At 64.4% G+C, this 19,310-nt stretch carries 16 protein-coding genes; 11 read left to right on the forward strand and 5 right to left on the reverse strand.

The annotated features are described in order from the left end of the window. On the reverse strand, window positions 1–885 hold an 885-nt coding region (locus tag EOA49_RS21590; protein WP_206520204.1), incomplete at its 3' end, for a SufD family Fe-S cluster assembly protein. 237 nt (window positions 886–1,122) lie between these two features. Beyond that, window positions 1,123–2,283 (reverse strand): cysteine desulfurase family protein, encoded by a 1,161-nt coding sequence (locus EOA49_RS21595; protein ID WP_127243338.1) that lies wholly within the window; start codon window positions 2,281–2,283, stop codon window positions 1,123–1,125. A gap of 247 nt (window positions 2,284–2,530) precedes the next feature. Here EOA49_RS21595 and EOA49_RS21600 point away from each other — a divergent pair, with 247 nt between their 5' ends. Continuing rightward, the gene (locus tag EOA49_RS21600) at window positions 2,531–3,205 is read left to right on the forward strand and encodes an alpha/beta hydrolase (protein WP_066995082.1); all 675 of its coding nucleotides are present in this window, start codon (window positions 2,531–2,533) and stop codon (window positions 3,203–3,205) included. 29 nt (window positions 3,206–3,234) lie between these two features. Here EOA49_RS21600 and EOA49_RS21605 read toward each other — a convergent pair whose 3' ends face one another. After that, on the reverse strand, window positions 3,235–4,116 hold the full coding sequence (locus EOA49_RS21605; RefSeq protein ID WP_206519924.1) for a phosphatase PAP2 family protein: 882 nt from the start codon (window positions 4,114–4,116) through the stop codon (window positions 3,235–3,237). A gap of 6 nt (window positions 4,117–4,122) precedes the next feature. Next, window positions 4,123–5,766: a glycosyltransferase family 39 protein gene (locus tag EOA49_RS21610; protein WP_127241018.1), complete on the reverse strand. Its 1,644-nt coding sequence runs from the start codon at window positions 5,764–5,766 to the stop codon at window positions 4,123–4,125. A gap of 338 nt (window positions 5,767–6,104) precedes the next feature. Here EOA49_RS21610 and tyrS point away from each other — a divergent pair, with 338 nt between their 5' ends. Continuing rightward, complete coding sequence (gene tyrS, locus EOA49_RS21615) at window positions 6,105–7,358, forward strand: tyrosine--tRNA ligase (RefSeq protein ID WP_127241017.1); 1,254 nt, start codon at window positions 6,105–6,107, stop codon at window positions 7,356–7,358. A 9-nt stretch (window positions 7,359–7,367) separates the two neighbouring features. Here tyrS and EOA49_RS21620 read toward each other — a convergent pair whose 3' ends face one another. Next, complete coding sequence (locus EOA49_RS21620; protein WP_127241016.1) at window positions 7,368–10,778, reverse strand: DUF3971 domain-containing protein; 3,411 nt, start codon at window positions 10,776–10,778, stop codon at window positions 7,368–7,370. 97 nt (window positions 10,779–10,875) lie between these two features. Between EOA49_RS21620 and EOA49_RS21625 the strand changes: the two genes are divergently transcribed. From EOA49_RS21625 to EOA49_RS21665, 9 genes are all read left to right on the forward strand, one after another. After that, on the forward strand, window positions 10,876–11,343 hold the full coding sequence (locus EOA49_RS21625; RefSeq protein WP_067328452.1) for a peroxiredoxin: 468 nt from the start codon (window positions 10,876–10,878) through the stop codon (window positions 11,341–11,343). A 167-nt stretch (window positions 11,344–11,510) separates the two neighbouring features. Next, on the forward strand, window positions 11,511–12,794 hold the full coding sequence (locus tag EOA49_RS21630) for a M23 family metallopeptidase (protein WP_127241015.1): 1,284 nt from the start codon (window positions 11,511–11,513) through the stop codon (window positions 12,792–12,794). A gap of 136 nt (window positions 12,795–12,930) precedes the next feature. Further along, window positions 12,931–14,367, forward strand: coding sequence for an FAD-binding oxidoreductase (locus EOA49_RS21635; protein ID WP_067328269.1), 1,437 nt, complete (start codon window positions 12,931–12,933; stop codon window positions 14,365–14,367). Continuing rightward, entirely contained in the window at window positions 14,364–15,098 is a 735-nt protein-coding gene (locus tag EOA49_RS21640) for a FadR/GntR family transcriptional regulator (protein ID WP_127241014.1), read from the forward strand. Before EOA49_RS21635 ends, EOA49_RS21640 begins: the two co-directional genes overlap by 4 nt. A 2-nt stretch (window positions 15,099–15,100) precedes the next feature. Next, a complete protein-coding gene (locus EOA49_RS21645) occupies window positions 15,101–15,535 on the forward strand; it encodes a VOC family protein (protein ID WP_067328264.1) in 435 nt (144 codons plus the stop codon). 65 nt (window positions 15,536–15,600) lie between these two features. Next, on the forward strand, window positions 15,601–16,653 hold the full coding sequence (locus EOA49_RS21650; RefSeq protein WP_197504223.1) for an ABC transporter substrate-binding protein: 1,053 nt from the start codon (window positions 15,601–15,603) through the stop codon (window positions 16,651–16,653). Further along, window positions 16,653–17,426 carry an ATP-binding cassette domain-containing protein gene (locus tag EOA49_RS21655; protein WP_095780639.1) on the forward strand — a complete coding sequence of 258 codons (774 nt, stop codon included), beginning with the start codon at window positions 16,653–16,655 and terminating at the stop codon, window positions 17,424–17,426. Before EOA49_RS21650 ends, EOA49_RS21655 begins: the two co-directional genes overlap by 1 nt. Continuing rightward, on the forward strand, window positions 17,423–18,178 hold the full coding sequence (locus EOA49_RS21660; protein WP_067328257.1) for an ABC transporter permease: 756 nt from the start codon (window positions 17,423–17,425) through the stop codon (window positions 18,176–18,178). Before EOA49_RS21655 ends, EOA49_RS21660 begins: the two co-directional genes overlap by 4 nt. 141 nt (window positions 18,179–18,319) lie before the next feature. Then, window positions 18,320–19,310, forward strand: a 991-nt coding sequence (locus tag EOA49_RS21665; protein WP_127243339.1) for an ROK family transcriptional regulator, incomplete at its 3' end; no start/stop codon positions are given.

A 19,310-nucleotide genomic window follows, 5' to 3' on the forward strand; every position in this document is an offset into this window, starting at 1 on the left:
GTTCTGCACCGTCGAATATTTGATTTCGGCATCGTCGAGCGCGATCAGCTCGACCACCGCGGCATGCAGCTGGTTCTCGTCGCGCTGCGGCGCCGTGCAGCCCTCGAGGTAGGAGACATAGGCCCCTTCTTCGGCGATGATCAGCGTGCGCTCGAACTGGCCGGTATTCTTCTCGTTGATGCGGAAATAGGTCGACAGCTCCATCGGGCAGCGCACGCCCTTCGGCACGAAGACGAAGGAGCCGTCGGTGAACACGGCCGAGTTCAGCGTGGCGTAGAAATTGTCGGAAGTGGGCACGACCGAGCCCAGATATTTCTGTACCAGCTCAGGGTGCTCGCGGATCGCTTCCGAAATCGAGCAGAAGATAACGCCGGCCTGAGCCAGCTCCTTCTTGAAGGTGGTGACCACCGAGACGGAATCGAACACGGCGTCGACCGCGACGCGGCCGGACTTGTAGACGTTGTCGTTGGCCTCCTCCAGCTCCGAAGCGTCGGTCTTCTGCACGCCGGCGAGGATCTCCTGCTCCTTCAAAGGAATGCCAAGCTTCTCGTAGACCTTGAGCAATTCGGGATCGACCTCGTCCAGCGACTTCGGTCCCGGCGTGCTCTTCGGCGCCGCGTAATAGTAAATGTCCTGGAAATCGATCTTCGGATAGTGGACGCGCGCCCACGTCGGCTCTTCCAGCGTCAGCCAGCGCCTATAGGCGCCCAGACGCCATTCCAGCATCCAGTCCGGCTCGCCCTTCTTCTCGGAGATCAAGCGAATGATGTCTTCGCTCAGGCCCTTGGGGGCCTTATCCATCTCGATCTCTGTCTGGAATCCGTATTTATACTGGTCGACGTCGATCTTTCGGACTCGATCGATCGTCTCCTGCACAGCAGGCATAAGCGTTCTCCATCCACGCCGGGGTCAAGGCCCGGCAGTTTTCAAACTATGGCACCGCACAAACGCGCCCCAGGAAGGACTCGGCTGCGGAGTAAGCTCCATATAGTGCGTTCCGGCCGGAAATTCACCCGTCCAAACGAAACGCACGGCTCTACCAGGCCGGATGGCCTGAATTCGTCTTTCGAACACCGGATTTGGAGAACCGCCGGGGATCTCTCGTCCGATGCCTTGCCGCCGTCAGGCAGCCTTCTCTTTTCCAGCCCGACGCGCGGCTATGCCCGCCAGAGCCGCCCGGAACGCCTCGATCTCCTCGGCGCCGGTAGCGCGGCCAATCGAGACGCGCAAGGCGCCAAGGCTCTCGCCGTGGCCCATCGCCTTCAGCACCTGGCTTGGCCCGACTTTCCCCGACGAGCAGGCGGAACCGGCCGACAGGGCTACACCGGCGAGATCGAAGGCGATCTGCGCCGTCTCGGCCTTGACGCCGGGAATAGCGAAGAATGTCGTGTTGGCAAGCCTTGGCGCGGCCGCTCCAAAGATTTGCGTATCAGGGACGAGCTCCCGCACGATTGCCTCGACCTCGTCGCGACGGCGCGCGACCGCTTCCATGTCTTCCAGGCCGGCGAGTGCTGCCCGCGCCGCGGCACCGAAACCAGCAATGCCGGGAAGATTCTCCGTGCCGGCGCGATGGCCCTTTTCCTGGCCGCCGCCATTGATCAGCGGCTTCGGCATCATCAGATCGGCCCGGGCGACGATGGCGCCGACGCCCTTCGGGCCGCCGATCTTGTGCGAGGACAGGATCAGATAATCGGCATAACCGGCTGACATGTCGATCGGAATCCGCCCTGCCGCCTGCACGGCGTCGACGACCAGCACGCCGCCCGCTTCCTTGACGACCTCGGCGATGCGTCCGATCGGCTGGATCACCCCCGTCTCGTTGTTGGCGGCATGGATCGCCACCAGCGGCAGGCCGGCAGCCTTGTCATGCGCGGAGAGCGCCGTAGTCAGCGTCTCGAGATCGGCAATGCCGTCTCGATCGACGCCGATCCTCGTCACCTGCGCCGCCGAGAACCGCCCGCCATTCAGAATGCAGGGATGGTCGGCAGCCGAGACATAGAAGTGGCTGATGCGGACAGAGCCGCGCCCCATCTGCCAGTCGGGAGTAAGCATCGTCGATGCGGCCTCCGTCGCGCCGGAGGTGAACACGACGTGCTCGGGCCTGGCATTGACCAGTCTTGCCACGTCACGCCTGGCATCCTCGATCAGCCGCCGCGCCGCGCGGCCCTCGCTGTGAACCGACGACGGATTGGCGGCATCGAGCGCCGCGACCGCCGCCGACCGCGCCTCTGCCATGAGAGGTGCGCTGGCGTTGTAGTCGAGATAGGCGCGAGTTGCGGCCATTTTCCTTCAGTCGATCCTGTCAGCAGCCATTCCGCGAGGACAGCGCGTTATTTCCTTGAAATTGCAAGGCGAGCCGTCCTATTTACCCGGCTTGCGGCGCGGGCGGCCGAGAAAATGCGTTCTCGGCACCCAGTTTTGAACAATTCTAAACTAGCTTCTAGGAAGACGCTTGCCCGGCGTCAAGGCCACAGAATGGGCCAAAGGAAGAGTCCGGGCCCGCGCCTTCGAATGCCACGTGGAGTATTTTATGCCTGAGGTCATTTTCGCCGGTCCGGCTGGTCGCCTGGAGGGCCGTTACCAGCCTTCCAAGGAAAAGAGCGCGCCGATCGCCATCGTGCTGCATCCGCACCCGCAATTCGGCGGCACGATGAACAACAAGATCGTCTACGACCTCTTCTACATGTTCCAGAAGCGCGATTTCACCACGCTTCGCTTCAATTTCCGCGGCATCGGCCGCAGCCAGGGCGAGTTCGACCACGGTACCGGCGAATTGTCGGACGCGGCCGCTGCGCTCGACTGGGTGCAGTCGCTGCATCCGGATTCCAAGAGCTGCTGGGTCGCGGGCTATTCCTTCGGCTCATGGATCGGCATGCAGCTGCTCATGCGCCGGCCCGAGATCGAGGGCTTCATCTCGGTCGCCCCGCAGCCCAACACCTACGATTTTTCGTTCCTGGCACCCTGCCCGTCGTCCGGCCTCATCATCCATGGCGATGCCGATAAGGTGGCGCCGCCCAAGGACGTCCAGACGCTGGTCGACAAGCTGCACACGCAAAAGGGCATAACCATCACCCAGAAGACTATCTCCGGCGCCAACCATTTCTTCGCCAACCACGCCGAACTGCTGATCGACGAATGCGCCGACTACCTCGACCGGCGTCTGGCCGGCGAGCTCGCCGATCCACGGCCGAAGCGGCTGAGGTAGATTTCGGGCGATCCTTAGACCAAATAGCTCTACGGGCGGTCAGCCGACAATTGCTCGCGGCTCCGCCTCGCCAGCGATGTTTTGTCCTTGGATCCGCTGGAAGACAGCAGCCGGAACGTGCGCTTGGGCACGGGTCTGGTCGACGACGGCCGTCGGAAGATGAAACCGAGCCGCGCGAAGACCAGCCCTGCGGCGATCGCAAAGGCAAGGCCGAGCCCAAAGCCGGCCACTGTGTCGCTCGGATAATGCGCGCCGACGAAGACGCGCGTCGAAGCGATCAAGGCCGTGGCCGCAAGCGCGATGTGCCAGCGCCTTGGAAACAGCAGCAAGAGGACGCCGAACACCGCCCCCATCGTCGTGGCATGGCCGGACGGAAAGCCGGCGAAGCGCGCATCCATGGCGAAGGGATGCAGCGACAGCACCCCGTAATCGTTGAAATAGAGCGGCCGGGCCCGGCCGATGCCGTATTTCAGTAAGTTGACGGCCAGCCCGGAAAGACCAACCGCGCAAAGCACCAGGAAAGCGAAGCAGGTCCAATTGTAGACGAGCAGACGCGACGACCTGGAAAGCCGTCGCCAGTCCGTCAGGTTGGCGGCGACGAGGCAGAGAACCGCGGGGATGAGATACCAGCCGCCCAGGCCGAAATCCGTTAAGAAGTCGGTGAAACGGACGAAGCCTGGCGTCCACCCGCCGCGCATCCTGCCGGCGGCGCTGTCCAGGGTGAGGCCAATGGCTATGGCCAGCAGAAGCCATGCAGAGACCCAGACGAGCCAGGGAATCTCGGGATAGCGCGCGGGACGCACTGCAAAACGCCGCTGCACGATGCGCGTCGTGTCGAGGAAGTTGCCGAGCGAACGGCGGTAAAGAGAAACGGCGGACATGGCTCTATAGGCGTCTTCGAGCTCCGACATTATTCCTCACTGGGCCACTCGATAAAGGCCGAGCGCCAGCTTGTCTCCTGACGAATAGTTGAGCCCGTCGATCTCGGTCAGTCGCTTCGCCGACTTGCCCTGCCCGGCAAGCAGCTCGTTGAGCTTTTGCTCCTCCTTGACCGGCGCCAGTCCCAGCGCACAGGTCGGATCGGCCAGCAGGTGCCTTGCCACGCCATCGACGTCGGTCAGCACGGTCTTGGTCCCGACCAGGAACACCAGGCTCGGCTCGTGATAGGGGGACGAGGCGAGCACCGTGGTGTCGCAAGGACGGTTGGCATCGACGGCTGCCCTGATGGCCGGGCTCAGCCAGATCGGCCTCAGCGACGGCGCAATCACGCCGAACAGCAGGCTGAACGTTACGCCCGCGCCGATCGCGATCGCCGCGATGCGTTCGAGCGGCACCTGCAATTGGCGCGGGAAAGCCAGATAGCCGGTCACGAGCGCGGCGATTGCCGCCGGAATGCTCCACCAGGAAAAGGCTTTTGCGAGATAGAGCGGCGCGCCTATGCATACTGCGGCTAGCCCGATCGACACGACGACGACGCCGAAGGCGGTCGACCACCACAGCCAGCTCTGCCAGCGCTTGAGCGGCGCATTGGCCTTGTCCTCCGGCAAGGTGAGCAGCCAGCCGATCAGCAGCGCCATGCCGGGATAGGCCGGCAGCACATAATGCGGCAGCTTGGTCGGGATCGCCTCGAACACCAGCCAGAAGGGGATATACCAGGCGAGACAGAAGCGCAGGCGCGGGTCGTCCCAGAAGCGGTTGATGGCCTGCAGCCCGGCGCCGACCGCGATCAGGCCGAAAGGCCACATGAACAGCGAATAGGTGAGCATATAGAAGCCCGGCGGCAGGCCATGCGATTCCTCGCCTTGCGCCACCTTGTTCAGCATGTCCTTGCCGACCGCCTCCTGGAAGAAGGCGCCGCCGCTCTTCCAGCTGATGAGGATGATCCAGGGCAGCACGATGACGAGCACGATTGCGACGCCGCGCACCAGCTTCAGCTTCAAAAGCCAGCGCCAGTCGCGTTCGAAGGCGAACAGCGCGCCGGCCGTCAGCAGCGACAACAGCGGAGCGACCGGACCCTTGATCAGAATTCCCAGTCCCTGCGCGATCCAGAAGATCCATGGGAGGTGGCCGGCAATCGGCTCCTTGCGGCGGGCGGCCAGATAGACCTGCGCCAACGCGCCTTGCGCGGCCACGCAGCAGGCGAGCAACATGGCGTCGGTCTTGGCGTCGCGGCCTTCGAAGGCGGTGGCGAAGATGGCGGCTATCATCAGGCCGGCGGCAAGGCCGGCATTGGCGCCGAAGAGTTTTGTGCCCGTCCAGCCGATGCCCACGACGGCGAGCGCAATGCCGAGCATCGAAACCAGCCGATAGACCCAGATCGGCGCTTCGGCCCCCTCACCGCTCAATACGACGGCCGCCGATTGCAGCCAATAGATGCCGATCGGTTTCTTGTAGCGCGTCACATCCTGCAGGCGGATGTCGATGTAGTCGCCGGTCTCGACCATCTGCTTGGTCGACTGGACGAAGCGGGATTCGTCGCGGTCGATCGGCGGCAGGCTTGCCAGCCCGCTGACGGTCATCAGGATGCTGAACAGAAAGAGGAGGAGATAGTTCCTGTTCATCGCGGGAGCTTGTCCGATCTGATCTGCGGGATAGCCCCGTCGCGGCGCGTCGGGGCGTGCTGCCCTTGCGCGGGCGCCTCATTACGCCAGCAAAAGAGGCGAAGCAAGGATGCGGCGATAGCACGCAAAGCCCCAAGCCACTTTTGCTGATCGCCCATTTGCCCGTTGAAGCGCGATCCCACGCAAACCGGAAACCACTTTTGCTGATCACCTGTTTGCCTCTTGAAGCGCGATCCTACGCAAAACCGGAAACCACTTTTGCTGATCGCGCTTGGATGCTAAACGCGCCCCTTCACGTCAAGCTCGGCCAAATGCCGTGCGATCTCCGGGAAGAAAAGATGTCCGCCTTCAAGTCCGATTTCCTGCGCATCATGAGCGAGCGCGGCTTCATCCACCAGATTTCGGATGAAACCGGCCTCGACCAGCTTTTCGCCAAGGAAACGGTGAGCGCTTATATCGGCTTCGATGCGACGGCGAAGAGCCTGCATGCCGGATCGCTGATCCAGATCATGATGCTTCACTGGCTGCAGCAGACCGGCCACCGGCCGATCGCGCTGATGGGCGGCGGCACCTCGATGATCGGCGATCCTTCTTTCAAGGACGAGGCGCGCAAGCTGCTGACGCCTGGGGACATTGAGAGCAATCTCGTCGGCATCCGCCGCAATTTCGCGCCTTATCTCAAATTCGGCAGCGGCGCGGGCGACGCGGTGATGGTCAACAATGCCGATTGGCTGATGGAGATCAACTACGTCAGTTTCCTGCGCGATGTCGGCCGGCATTTCTCCGTAAACCGCATGCTGGCCTTCGATTCCGTGAAGCTCAGGCTCGACCGCGAGCAGTCGCTGTCGTTCCTCGAATTCAACTACATGATCCTGCAGGCTTACGACTTCGTCGAGCTCTACAAGCGCGTCGGCTGCCGGCTGCAGATGGGCGGCTCCGACCAGTGGGGCAACATCGTCAACGGCATCGATCTCGGTCATCGCATGGAAGGCGTGCAGCTGTTTGCGATGACCACGCCGCTGCTCACCACTTCCTCCGGCGCCAAGATGGGCAAGTCGGCCTCCGGCGCTGTCTGGCTCGATGGCGACATGCTGTCCCCTTACGAATTCTGGCAGTACTGGCGCAACACAGAGGACGCGGATGTCGGGCGCTTCCTGAAGCTCTACACGACGCTGCCGCTGGATGAGGTCGCGCGCCTCGAAAAGCTCGGCGGCTCGGAGATCAACGAGGCGAAGAAGATTCTCGCCACCGAGATCACCGCCATGCTGCATGGCCGCGAGGCGGCCGAAACGGCTGCAGAGACCGCGCGCAAGACTTTCGAGGAAGGCGCGCTCGCCGACACGCTGCCCAGCATCGACGTCGCCAAGGCTGATCTCGAGGCCGGCATCGGAATCCTGTCGCTGTTCGTCACCGCCGGACTCGCCGGCTCCAATGGCGAAGCGCGCCGGCACGTCCAGGGCGGCGCCGTGCGCCTCAACGACCAGGCGGTCACGGATGACCGGCGCGTAGTGACGCTCCAGGACCTGGGCGCGGAAGGTGTAGTGAAGCTCTCGTTCGGCAGGAAGAAGCACGTTCTGGTGCGGCCGATCTAGTCGGCCTCATCACCGATATTCGAAGATTGAGCGAAAAATTCCCGGCGCCACCACCGACAGCGGATTGATGTTGAGCGTCGGCTTGTTGGCGTTGCCGCGCAGCCGGTAGGTGACGCCGATCAGGCCGCGGTCGCGGCCGTTGCCGAGCAGCGGGCCGAACAGCGGCAGTTCGCCGAAGATGCGATTCAGCCCATAGACCGGCATGAAGGTGCCGGTCATGTCCATATTGTTGTCCTGGTCGTAGAGCGTGCCCTGGAAGGTGGTGCCGATGCGCGGACCGCGCAACAGACCGTTTGCCAGTCTGAGATAGCCGGAGCCTTTGTCGATCTCGGCATAGCCGCGCTCGAACTGCACCCTTGAGGTGTCGATGTTGGCCTTGACCGCCTGGTTGAGGCTGCGCGTATCGCCGGCCGGCCTGGTCGACACGATCGACGCAAGCTTCGGCTCGTTGACGACATAGAAATTGCTGGCGTCGACCTGCCCCTTCATTGGCCCGTCGGCGTCGCCCGCCAGCGACAGCGTGATAGCCCCGCCCTCCATATGCTCGTAAATGTTGAGGAAGCGCAGGATAGCGCCGGCATCGGCCGATTTCATCCTGAGGGACCGGCCGCCGTCGCCGGTGGTGTTTCGGACGGCAATGGCGGCACCCGAACTCGCCGTCGCGCTGACATCGAGACCATTCACCCGGGAGCCGGCAGCGCTGTAATTCAGCTTGAGGTTCGACAGCACCTCGTCGTGAAAGCCGGTCAGCGACTTCACGTCGGCGCTGACCGAGATCGCGTCGGCGCCGGCGCCTTTTGTGGCTGTATCGACGTCTGTGGTGAACTGTTTGATCAGCGAGCGGGCGTCGAGAGAGTCGCCGCTGACGTTGACCGCATAGCTTTTGCCCGACCGTTTGACCGAGACCGCGACGTCGTCTCCTCTGTTGAGCGCGACCTTGCTGAACCGGGCCGAGGACAGCGCCCCGTTGACCAGTGTCACATCGCCGTCGATCGAAAAGCTCTTCCCATCGAGATCGAAGTCGGACAGCGTGGTCGTGCTGCCGGACTTTGCCATCGTGAAGGTGACCTTGGCCGGAATGCCGGCACCCTTGCTCCATCCTGCCCAGGGGATGTCGAGCCTTGCGTTGGTCAGGTCGGCCGACACGTTCTGGACGCCCTCGCCGCTCTTGTCGATCGCCACCTTGATGGTTCCGGAAAGCAGCGGCGACAGGCCGGGCATTGCTGCAGCGCGCGTCTTGTCGTCGATCACCAGCGCGACCTTACGGCTGCGCGGCGGGCCGCTGTCCTCGAGCGGCTCGACCAGGTCGAGCTCGGCTGGAATGCCGTTCAGCTTCGCCTTCGCCGATATCACCGCACGGTCGGGGCTCACGGTGATCGACCCGTCGGCCTCGGTCACCATCTGGTCCTCGAACGGCTTGGCTAAGGAAAGATCCTGGTAGTCCAGCGCCACCAGCCAGTCGAGCCTCGAGGTATCGACGCCGGAAGTCAGCGGAATGTCGGCCCGCACATGCCCGGTGACGGTGCCGCTCAAATCCTCAGGCGCAAGCCCGACATGGCGCATGGCGTTGATCGGCTCAAAGGAGGCGAGTTCGGCGATCGCCGGGGCTTCGCCGGCGACATCGATGTCGAGAGAGCCGATCACGGGCGAAACATTCGCCTGCTTGATCGTCAGTGTGCCCCCGCTTGCCGCCACGGTGCGGCCGCTCGGCATAAAAACGCTGCCCGAGGACAGCGTGATATCGACATCGTTGCCGTGGAAGGCAACGACACCGACCGCATCGCGGATCGGCGGAATGCGCCCCGCAGTATCGAAGCGCGAGCCCTCGACCTGGAAGCGGCCGAACACCTCGTCGCCGGAAAGCGGAACGCCGTTGCCGAGCCGCCCAGGAACGACCTGGAACTGCAGGTTGGCGTCGACCACACGGCCGCCGAACAGGTTGTCCAGCACCCAAAGCCGCGCGTTGCGGGCAGAGAACCAGGGCCACAACTGCTTCACATGCGAAACCGGCATGTCGTGTACATTGAGCGACAGCGACACACCCGGCGGGCCATTGTCGATGAAGGCGAGCGACGCCGTGCCCAGCACGTCGCTCGAACCCCCGGAGCGGACGCCGATCTGCTCGGCGACGAGCTTGCGGCTCTTGGTCTGGTAGACGCCGGCGACCCGGGCAAGAAACTGAAGCGCCGGCTCCGGCGATTCCGAAGGCGCGAGCGTCGAGCCGTCGCTGACAAGGTCATAGCGGTAGGACGGCTCCTCGCCCGCGGCTGCCGGTTTCGGCCCGATCGAGCCTGAGAAATCGAATGTCGAGCGGCCGGTCCTGATCAGCAATTTGTCGACCGAGACCTTGTTTGATCCCGCGACCAATGTGGCCCTGGCATCGACGTCGGCCGGCAGCAGCCCGCGCGAGCCGAGATCGAGCACCGAGCCGCCGAGCGACAGCGACGCCGTCAGCCGCGACGGCGTGTCGCCGGACGCCTCGGCGCCCGAAAGCTTCAGCGCAACAGAACCAAGCTTGCCGCCCTGGGCGGCGAAGTTCCCGCCACTGGAGCTTCCCTGAGCGGGCGCTACGCCGACGTCGGCTATCGCGAGGGCGGCGTCCAGCGATGCTATCCGCCTGGCGCTCGGATCGCGCGCCGCGGAGGCGCTCAGGCTGACATGCCGGCCGTCGACATCGGCATTTGAAGACAGTTCCATGCTGCCTGTGCCCGTCTGCCCAACAGTGGCCTCGGCGACGGTCACACGCCTGACCGATCCGCCCGGCGGCAATTCGAACTCGACGTTGCGGAGGTCGATCTGGCGCATCGATTCCGCGCGCACCGCATCCAGCGCCGCGTTGACGCCGCCAAACACCGCCGCCGATACTTTCTCCGGATCGACCAGGCCATCCTCGTTGCGCAAAGCCGCAGTCCAATCACCGCTCCCGGACGGCATGGCGGCGACCATGATGCGAGCGTCGGAGAACCGGGCGCTGGTGAGCTTGACCTCGCCGGATAGCAGCGGCAGCAGGCGCATGCCGAAGCGGACGCGCCCGACATCGGCCATCGGCTTGCCGTCGGCCGTCTTCAAGCTGACGTCGCTGACCTGCAGAGCGACGAAGCTCGACCCATCGAGCGTCAACCGCGCCGGCCCAACGGTGACGTTGAGATCGACGCCTGCGAGCTTCTCGATGGCCGTCTCGGCTTCGGCGCGAAGTCGCTCGGTGCCGATGCCTGACGTGCCAAGCACATAGACGCCAATTGCCGCCAGAAGCACCAACGCGCAGAGCCCGGCGAACACCCGACCGAGGATGCGGAAGCGCCGGCGCACCGAAGCACGGCCGAGCGGCGGCACGCTGCAAGCGGACGGAAAAGCTCCCAGGTCGGTGATCTCGTCCCGCCTGAACCTGATCTTCTCGTGCTGCGGTTGCTCCTGATCCAAGCAATATTCCGTTGTAAACGTACTCGTCGTGGACGAATCCCCGCCTCACGTTATATCGATGCTCGATCCGCGCGTAACCGCAAACAAGGGCATCGACATGGCTGAACTCGACGTGGGCGACGTTGCGCCGCAATTCGATCTTCCGCGCGACGGCGGCGGCTCCCTCAGCCTCGCCGCGATCCGGGGAAAACCTGTCGTACTCTACTTTTATCCGCAGGACGACACCACAAGCTGCACCAACGAGGCGATCGGCTTCTCGCAGCTGAAGCCGGAATTCGAGAAGGCCGGCGCCGTGGTCATCGGGCTGTCCCCCGATAGCGTCAAGAAACACGACAAATTCAAGGCGAAATACGATCTCACCCTCGATCTCGTCGCCGACGAGCAGCGCAAGGCGATCGAGGCCTATCATCTGTGGGTCGAGAAGACGATGTACGGCCGCAAGTACATGGGTGTCGAGCGCGCCACCTTCCTGATCGGCCAGGACGGACGCATCGCCCGCATCTGGCGCAAGGTGCGCGTCAAGGGCCATGCCGAAGAGGTGCTGGAGGCGGTGCGCGCGCTGTGAAGCGGGGCCGACCCAAAAGCTTTCCGCGGTTTGCTGGCCTCCCTCCCTGCAACCTGCCACCCGCGTTGCGGGAATTGGTTAAGCCGACATCGCGGCCAGCAAAGCTTTGTTAACCCTAATAATGTGTAATCGAGCTGTCGTTGGAGTCGTAACGAAAGCTTGGTCCCGTGAATTCAAACGGTCAGTCAGCGGTCTTCGGCAGGCGCAAGGAGCCCCATACGGTCATTATCGCGCGGGGGAACGAGATCCGGCATTTCACCATCCGTCCGTGGCTTGCCGCCTTCATCGGGTCGGCGCTTGCGGCGATCGCCATCGGCTATCTGCTCGCCACCTCCTACCTGGTGCTGCGCGATGACCTGATCGGCGCCACCACGGCCAGGCAGGCGCGCATGCAGCAGGCCTATGAGGATCGCATCTCCGCGCTTCGCGCCCAGGTCGATCGCATCACCAGCCGCCAGCTTCTCGACCAGCAGCTCATGGAGACCAAGGTCGGCGAGTTGCTGGCCAGGCAGACCCAGCTCAGCCAGCGCCACGGCCGGCTCGGGCCGATCCTCGAACGCGCCGAGAGCGAGGTCGGCGATGTGCCCGCCGCAGCCAATGCCGCAGCGACGAAACCCGACGAGCACGCCGAGATCACCGGCGGCCTTTCGCAGGTCCCGACCTACTCCGTCGCGTCGTTGGGCGCCGGCGACACGAGGCCATTCTCCCTGTGGTCGACACGCTCGGACCCGCTCGACAACGAAACGTCAGCGGATCGCGCCGACAAGCTCTTCGTGTCGATCAACGCTTCGCTCAAGGCCATCGAGAACCAGCAGCTCACCCACATCACCACGCTTGCGGACAACGCTTATCGCAACGCGGACGCGATCTCGCAGGCACTGCAAGCCGCCGGGCTGCCGGTCGACACGGAGCTCGACAAGAACGATGTCGGCGGGCCGCTGGTGCCGCTCGATTCCTCAATGATCTTCGACAGCAAAGTCAAAGAGCTGGATGAAGCGCTTGATGCGCTGGATCAAGTCAAGAAAGAGGCGCGCAAGCTGCCGCTCAGCAATCCCGCGCCGGGTCATACTGTGACCAGCCCGTTCGGAGTGCGCACCGACCCGATCCTCGGCACGGCCGCCCTGCATACGGGAATGGATTTCAGGGCGCCGATCGGCATGCCGGCGAAGGTCACCGCTGCCGGCGTCGTCACCAAGGCCGGCTGGAACGGCGGCTACGGCCGCATGGTCGAGGTCGACCACGGCAACGGCTTTGCGACGCGCTATGGCCACCTCAGCGAGATCGACGTGACTGTCGGCCAGAAGCTCGCCGCCGGCGACGTGATCGGCAAGACCGGCAGCAGCGGCCGCTCGACCGGTCCGCATCTCCACTACGAGGTGCGCCACAACGGCGAGGCGGTCGACCCGCTGCGCTTCCTCGCCGTCGGCAAGAAGGTCGCGCAGTACCTTTAGCGCACGCCTCGCGGCCGACCCGAGGTCCCTCCAGATTATCCACCGTTTTGCCTGGGCAGCGCCTCGCTTCGGATTGACTCAATCCAAGTTGTAGGATGATATACATCACCCTATCGCCTCACCGATTGCGCCGCTGATGACCGTTCGCAGCCTCTCACCGGATATCCTCAGCGTCCTCGAAGACGCAGTGGGGCCGAGCGGTCTCACTGCCGACACTGCTGGAATGGCGAAGTATCTCGGCGATTGGGCCGGCGACTATCGAGGCAGCGCGCTGGCCGTACTGCGCCCCGCGTCGGTTGCGGAGGTGCAGGTGCTGATGCGTCTGTGCAGCGAGTTGGGACTCGGCGTCATTCCACAGGGCGGCAACACCGGCTTGGTTTCGGGCGCCATCGATGGCACCACCACCGGCGGTGTAGTCGTCAGCCTGGAGCGGCTGAACGCCATCCGCCGGATCGATCGCGCGAACTTCACACTTCAGGCGGACGCAGGCTGCGTGCTGCAGACGATCAAAGAGGCAAGCGAGGCCGAAGATTGCCTGTTCCCACTGGCGCTCGGCGCACAAGGCAGTTGCCAGATCGGCGGCAATGCCGCGACCAATGCCGGCGGCGTCAACGTGCTGCGCTACGGCATGGCGCGCGACCTGATCCTGGGGCTGGAGGTTGTTCTGGCCGATGGCGAGCTGTGGAACGGCTTTTCCGGGCTGCGCAAGAACAACAGCGGTTATGACCTGAAGCAGCTGTTCATCGGCTCCGAGGGCACGCTCGGCATCATTACCGGTGTGGAGGTCAAGCTGTTCCCGAAGCCTGCCCGTGTCGAGACCGCCTATCTCGGCCTCATCTCGTTCGAAGCGGCCATCGGCCTCTTCAACCGAGCGCGACGCGCCTGCTCCGATCTGATTTCCGCCTTCGAGATCATCGGCTCGGAATGCATCGATTTGGCCCGGCTGGTCGATCCTGGAATGACGGCGCCTGTCGCAGCACCCGTCCATGCGCTGATCGAATTGTCCTCCGGACCGACCATCGACCTCAACGGCGTGCTCGCCAGTTTTCTAACCGATGCGCTCGAAGGCGGCCTGGTAGCCGACGCAGTCCTCGCGACCAGCAACGCGCAGGCTAAGGCCTTCTGGGCGATCCGCGAGGGACTGGTCGAGGGCCAGGCGAAGCGCGGCTACCACGTGCGCACCGATCTCTCGGTGCGCATTTCCGATATCCCTGCCCTTGTCGAGCGCGCCCGCCGCTTCGTCGCCACCGAACATCCGGGCTGGATTGCACTGGCCTATGGCCATGCCGGCGACGGCAACATCCATTTCAATGTGCTGCCGCCGCTCGATCTCGCTGATGGCGAAGCCCGGGCGCGCGGCGAGGAAATCACGGCGGGACTCTACGACATCGCCGTCAGGCTCGGCGGCTCGATCAGCGCCGAGCACGGCATCGGCCGCAGCCGTGCCCGAGAATTCTGGGCCGGGCTTTCGCCGGCGCATCGCCGCATGGCTGCCGCGCTGAAGACTGCGCTCGACCCTAAAGGGGTGATGAACCCCGGCTGCCTGCTGCCCTCGACGGAGCGTTTTTTATGAAGCAGAGACTGGCCGCCATCGGCACCGTCGAGACCCTGCCGCACCGGGTCGCGGCCTTCCTCAGCCGCGAGATCGAATCCGGCGAGTTGAATCCCGGCGCGCGGCTGCCGACCGAGCAGGAGCTTTCCGAGAAGTTCGGCGTCAGCCGCAATGTGGTGCGCGAGGCGATTGCCCAGTTGAGGGCGGACGGCATGATCGAGGCGCGGCAAGGCGTCGGCGCCTTCGTGCTGGCGCCCCAGCAAAGGGCGGCGATCCGCATCGACCGCGAGGCGCTCAAGGACACCCACAATATGGAGCGGCTGTTCGAGCTGCGTTGCATCCTCGAGGCCGAGTCGGCGGCGCTCGCCGCGGCGCGGCGCGGGCAGGAGCATCTCGATTCGATCAAGGCGGCGCTCGATCGCATGGGCGGCGAGGAGCGCTGGGAAGAAGGCAGCATCGACGCCGACCTGCTATTCCACCGCGAGATCGCGCGGGCGACCGGCAACAGCTACATCCACACCTTCATCTCTTTTGTCTGCGAGCAGATCCGCCAGTCGATCCACTATGCCCGCTTAACCAACCCGCTGCACGATCTCGTCGAGATCAATGTCGGCGAACATGTGCGCATCTATGAGGCGCTAGTGGCGGGCGATCCGGCGGCGGCAGAAGCAGCAATGCGTACGCACATCATCGGCGCTGCGAACCGCGTCGGCGTGAAGCTGCCACTCTCCAAGACCGGCGGGACGAAATAATCATGCCGGCCAACCTCACCCGCATCTCCGACGTCTGCCTGCTGGTGGAAAATATCGAGCGTACGGTCGACTTCTATGTCGGGAAACTCGGCTTCCGGCTGCGTCGGCGTGCCGAAGGGTTTGCCGATTTCCATGGCGAGGGCGTGACGCTCGCCGCCTGGGAGCTCGACCACATCAACCGACACACCGGCGTCTCGAACCAGAGATCGCCGCGCCAAGCGCACAAGGTTTGCGTCGCCGTCCAGCTCGGATCGCCGGCCGAGATCGACCGGCTGCACGGCGAATTGAGCGCCAAGGGCGTGCCCTTCTATGGACCGCCCGAAAACTACGTCTGGAATGCGCGCTGCGCCTATTTCACCGATCCGGACGACACGCTTTGGGAGCTTTACGCCTGGCTCGACGGCGGCCCTGGCGACTACCACGACCAACAGCCGTAGCGACGCCGCGCCGAGGGAGCGGCGCTTGGAAAGAAGAGACAAGAAGTCTGCAACAGGAGCGAAAAATGAGTGGGAACCAAGACTACGAATTGAACCGCCGCGCTTTCGTGAAGGGCGGCCTCGCAGCGGTCGCAGCCGCGTCAGCCGGTATGCAATTGGTGTTGACGCCGGGCGCCAGGGCCGCCGGCAAGGTCGTCATCCAGTATGACTGGCTGATGTCCAATGGCCAGATCGGTGACATCGCGGCCGTCGCCAACGGCTATTTCAAGGATGCCGGGCTCGAGGTGGAGTTCAGCCCTGGCGGGCCCAACGCCTCGACCGTGCCGCCGGTGATCTCCGGCGCCGCGCAGCTCGGCCAGTTCTCGGAAACGCCGCAGCTTTATGCGGCGCGCGCCAGCGGCGTGCCGATCAAAATCATCGCCTGCGGCTTCCGCACCGGCCCCTATGCGCTGACCTCGAAACCGGGAAAGCCAATCCGCAATGTTGCCGACCTCAAGGGCAAGAAGATCGGCATCCAGCCGACCGCGCGCTTCGTCATCGATGAGATCCTGGCCAAGAACGGCATCGACCCGTCGGAAGTCACCATCGTCAATGTCGGCTTCGACAAGGCGCCTCTGGTGCGCGGCGACGTCGACGCCATCGGCGGCTGGATCACCAACACCCAGGCGCTGAGCGTGGTCGGCGAGGACCGCATCGATCTCCTGGTGCGCGACCTCGGCCTCGCTTCCTACGCCGACGTCTATTTCGCGACCGACGCGGCGATCGAGAAGGACCCCGACACACTGGCGAAGTTCGTCGGCGCGGTCGGCAAGGGCTGGGGCTGGGTTCACGCCAACCCCCAGGAAGCGGTGAAGAAGATGGTCGCCGCGTATCCGGAGATGGATCTCGGCTGGGAAGAGAAGACCGTCAACCTAGTGCTGAAACTCTCCTTCGACGGCGCGACCGCCAAAGATGGCTGGGGCACGTTCGACCCTGCCTCCATCGAGGAGCAATTGACGCTGCTCGACAAGGTCGGCCAGTACCCGAACGGACGCCCGGCCGCCAAAGATGTCTACACCACGAAGATCCTGGAGCTTTCGGCCGCGGACCGGCCCAAGCTCGACGCGCCCGCGGCCTGATGCCGAACGCCATCGAAGCGCAGAAGCTCGATGTCGGCTATGGCGGCCGGCAGAAGGTCGTCAAGGTGCTGTCCGGCCTCGACCTCACGGTCGCGGCCGGCTCCTTCCTGTCGATCCTCGGCCCGTCGGGCTGCGGCAAGTCGACCTTACTTCGCGTGGTGGCGGACCTGCTCGACCCGCTGGACGGCACGATCAGCGTGCTTGGGGCCACACCGCACGCGGTGCGCTCGCGCCGCGACGTCGGCTTCGTCTTCCAGGATTCTACCCTGCTGCCCTGGCGCACGGTGCGCGATAATGTGCGCCTGCCGCTCGGCGTCGGCCAGCGCAGCCTCACACGCAAGATCGATGACCGCAGCAGCGAACTGCTGGAGCTGATGGGGCTTGGCGGACTCGGTGAACGCCTGCCGCATCAGCTTTCGGGGGGCCAGCGCCAGCGCGTCGCCATCGCGCGCGCCCTGCTTGGCGAGCCCAGGCTGCTTCTGATGGACGAGCCGTTCGGCGCGCTGGACGAGATCACGCGCGATCGCCTCAACGACGAATTGCTGACGCTCTGGCGGCGCACCGGCACAACGATCCTTTTCGTCACCCATTCGATCGCCGAAGCCGCCTATCTCGGCGAGCGCGTCATTGTGCTGGCTGCCAATCCGGGACGGGTGGTGAAGGACCTCGACCTGCGGCCCTTCAAGCAGGAAGGCAACCGCTGCAAGCGCGAGGATGCGGCGATCGTCGGCGCCATGGCCGAGTTGCGTGCAGCGCTGGAGCGCGCATCGTGAGACCGGCGCCGCTTGCCCCGCAAATGGCGATTGCGCTTCCGGTTCTGGGCGCGGCGTCGATCCTGATTGCCTGGCAGTATCTCCTGCCGCTGCTCGGCGTGCCGGCCTATATCGTGCCGACGCCGACGGCGATCTTCGGCGTCTTCCAGAAGAATTTCGCCCTGCTCATCGACAATCTCAGACCGACGCTGATCGAGGCGCTGGCGGGCTTCGTCATCGGCAATCTCGCCGCCGTGCTGCTTGCCGTGGTCTTCGTGCACAGCCGCATCCTGCAGGCCGCCTATTTCCCGATCGTGCTGTTCTTCAACACCATTCCGATCCTGGCGCTGTCGCCGATCATCATCCTGATCTTCGGCCTCGGCATGACGCCAAAGATCGTCATCGCCGCCGTGATCTGCTTCTTCCCGACCCTGGTGAACATGATCCGGGGCCTGGATTCGGCAAGCGACAACGAGCACGAACTGTTCCGCGTGCTGTCGGCGACACGCTCGGAGATCTTCTGGGCTCTGCGCCTGCCTCGCGCCCTGCCGATGCTGTTCTCCTCGCTGCGCATCGCCTCGGCCACTGCGGTAATCGGCGCCATCGTCGGCGAATGGATCGGCTCGGACAAAGGCCTCGGCGCGCTGATCATCCAGGCAACGTTCAACTATCAATCCGACCGGCTCTACGCCGCGATCGTGCTGTCGTCGTCGCTGTCGATCGCGCTTTTCTGCATCGTCGTGCTGATCGAGCGTCGCGTCATCAGATACTAGCTTTCCGCTCATTGCCCGGGTCGCAAGCGCCGGGGCCGCAGGGAAACTTGCTCTCCTCGGGAGCCGGGCAAATTATTTTTGAATTCCATTTGACTGAATAAATCTTCTCTGCGAACCTTGTGTCCGTCAGGAGCGCAAGCCATGGCGTTGCGGGGAACCAATCAGGAGTTCGGGCGGCCATACAACCGGCGCATCGTGCTCGAATCCATCCGCCGCTTCGGTCCGATCGCCCGCGGCGACATCGCGCAGCACGTCGGGCTCACCGTTCAGACGGTCTCGACTATCGTGCGCGAGTTGGAGGAACAGGGTTACATACTGTCGGTCCGCGAGGAACCGAAGGGCCGCGGCCAGCCGCCGGCCACGCTGCGCATCAACCCGGAAGGCGGCTATGCCGTCGGCATCCACCTCACCCCGCTGGGGATAGACGCCGCACTCATCAACCTGAGCGGCGACGTGATCGAGAGCGTCCATCGCGAAGCGCCGAGCCCGACGCCCGATCTCGCCTTCGAGGCGATCGGCGCCATGGTTGCCGATCTGACCGGGCGCCGCGCCGGAGGACGGGTCATCGGCGTCGGCATGGCGCTTCCCGGCCCGTTCGGCGTCGAGTCCATGAGCTTCGTCGGACCGACCACAATGGCGGGCTGGAAAGGCGTGCCGCTGCGCGAGCGCCTTGCCGCCGCGACCGGCCTGCCCGCCTTCTTCGAGACCGATATGGCGGCGGCGGCCATGGGGGAACGCCTCTACGGCCTCGGCCTCCAGCGATCCGACTACTACTATCTATATTTCAGCGTCGGGCTTGGCGGCGCCATGGTGCATGACGGCGGCGTGCTGCGCGGGGCCTGGGGCAATGCCGGCGAGATCGGCCACATCCCCGTCGTTCCGGAAGGCGAGCTTTGCCCCTGCGGCAACCGGGGCTGCCTCGAACGCTATCTGTCGCTCGAGGCGCGCGGCCGCTGGAACGGCAACGACGCCGGATGGGTGGCCGAAGTCGCTCCGATCTTCCGCAATGCCATCGCCGTGCTTGAAAATCTTTTCGATCCCGAGACGATCGTGCTTGGGGGCCTCGCCTCGCCTCAGTTGCTCGAACGCCTGGCTGCATTGGCGGAGCCGCTGCACAATTCGGTTTCGGCTC

The sequence above is a fragment of the Mesorhizobium sp. M1A.F.Ca.IN.020.04.1.1 genome, from assembly GCF_003997315.1.
In the GTDB taxonomy this organism is placed as follows: Bacteria; Pseudomonadota; Alphaproteobacteria; order Rhizobiales; family Rhizobiaceae; genus Mesorhizobium.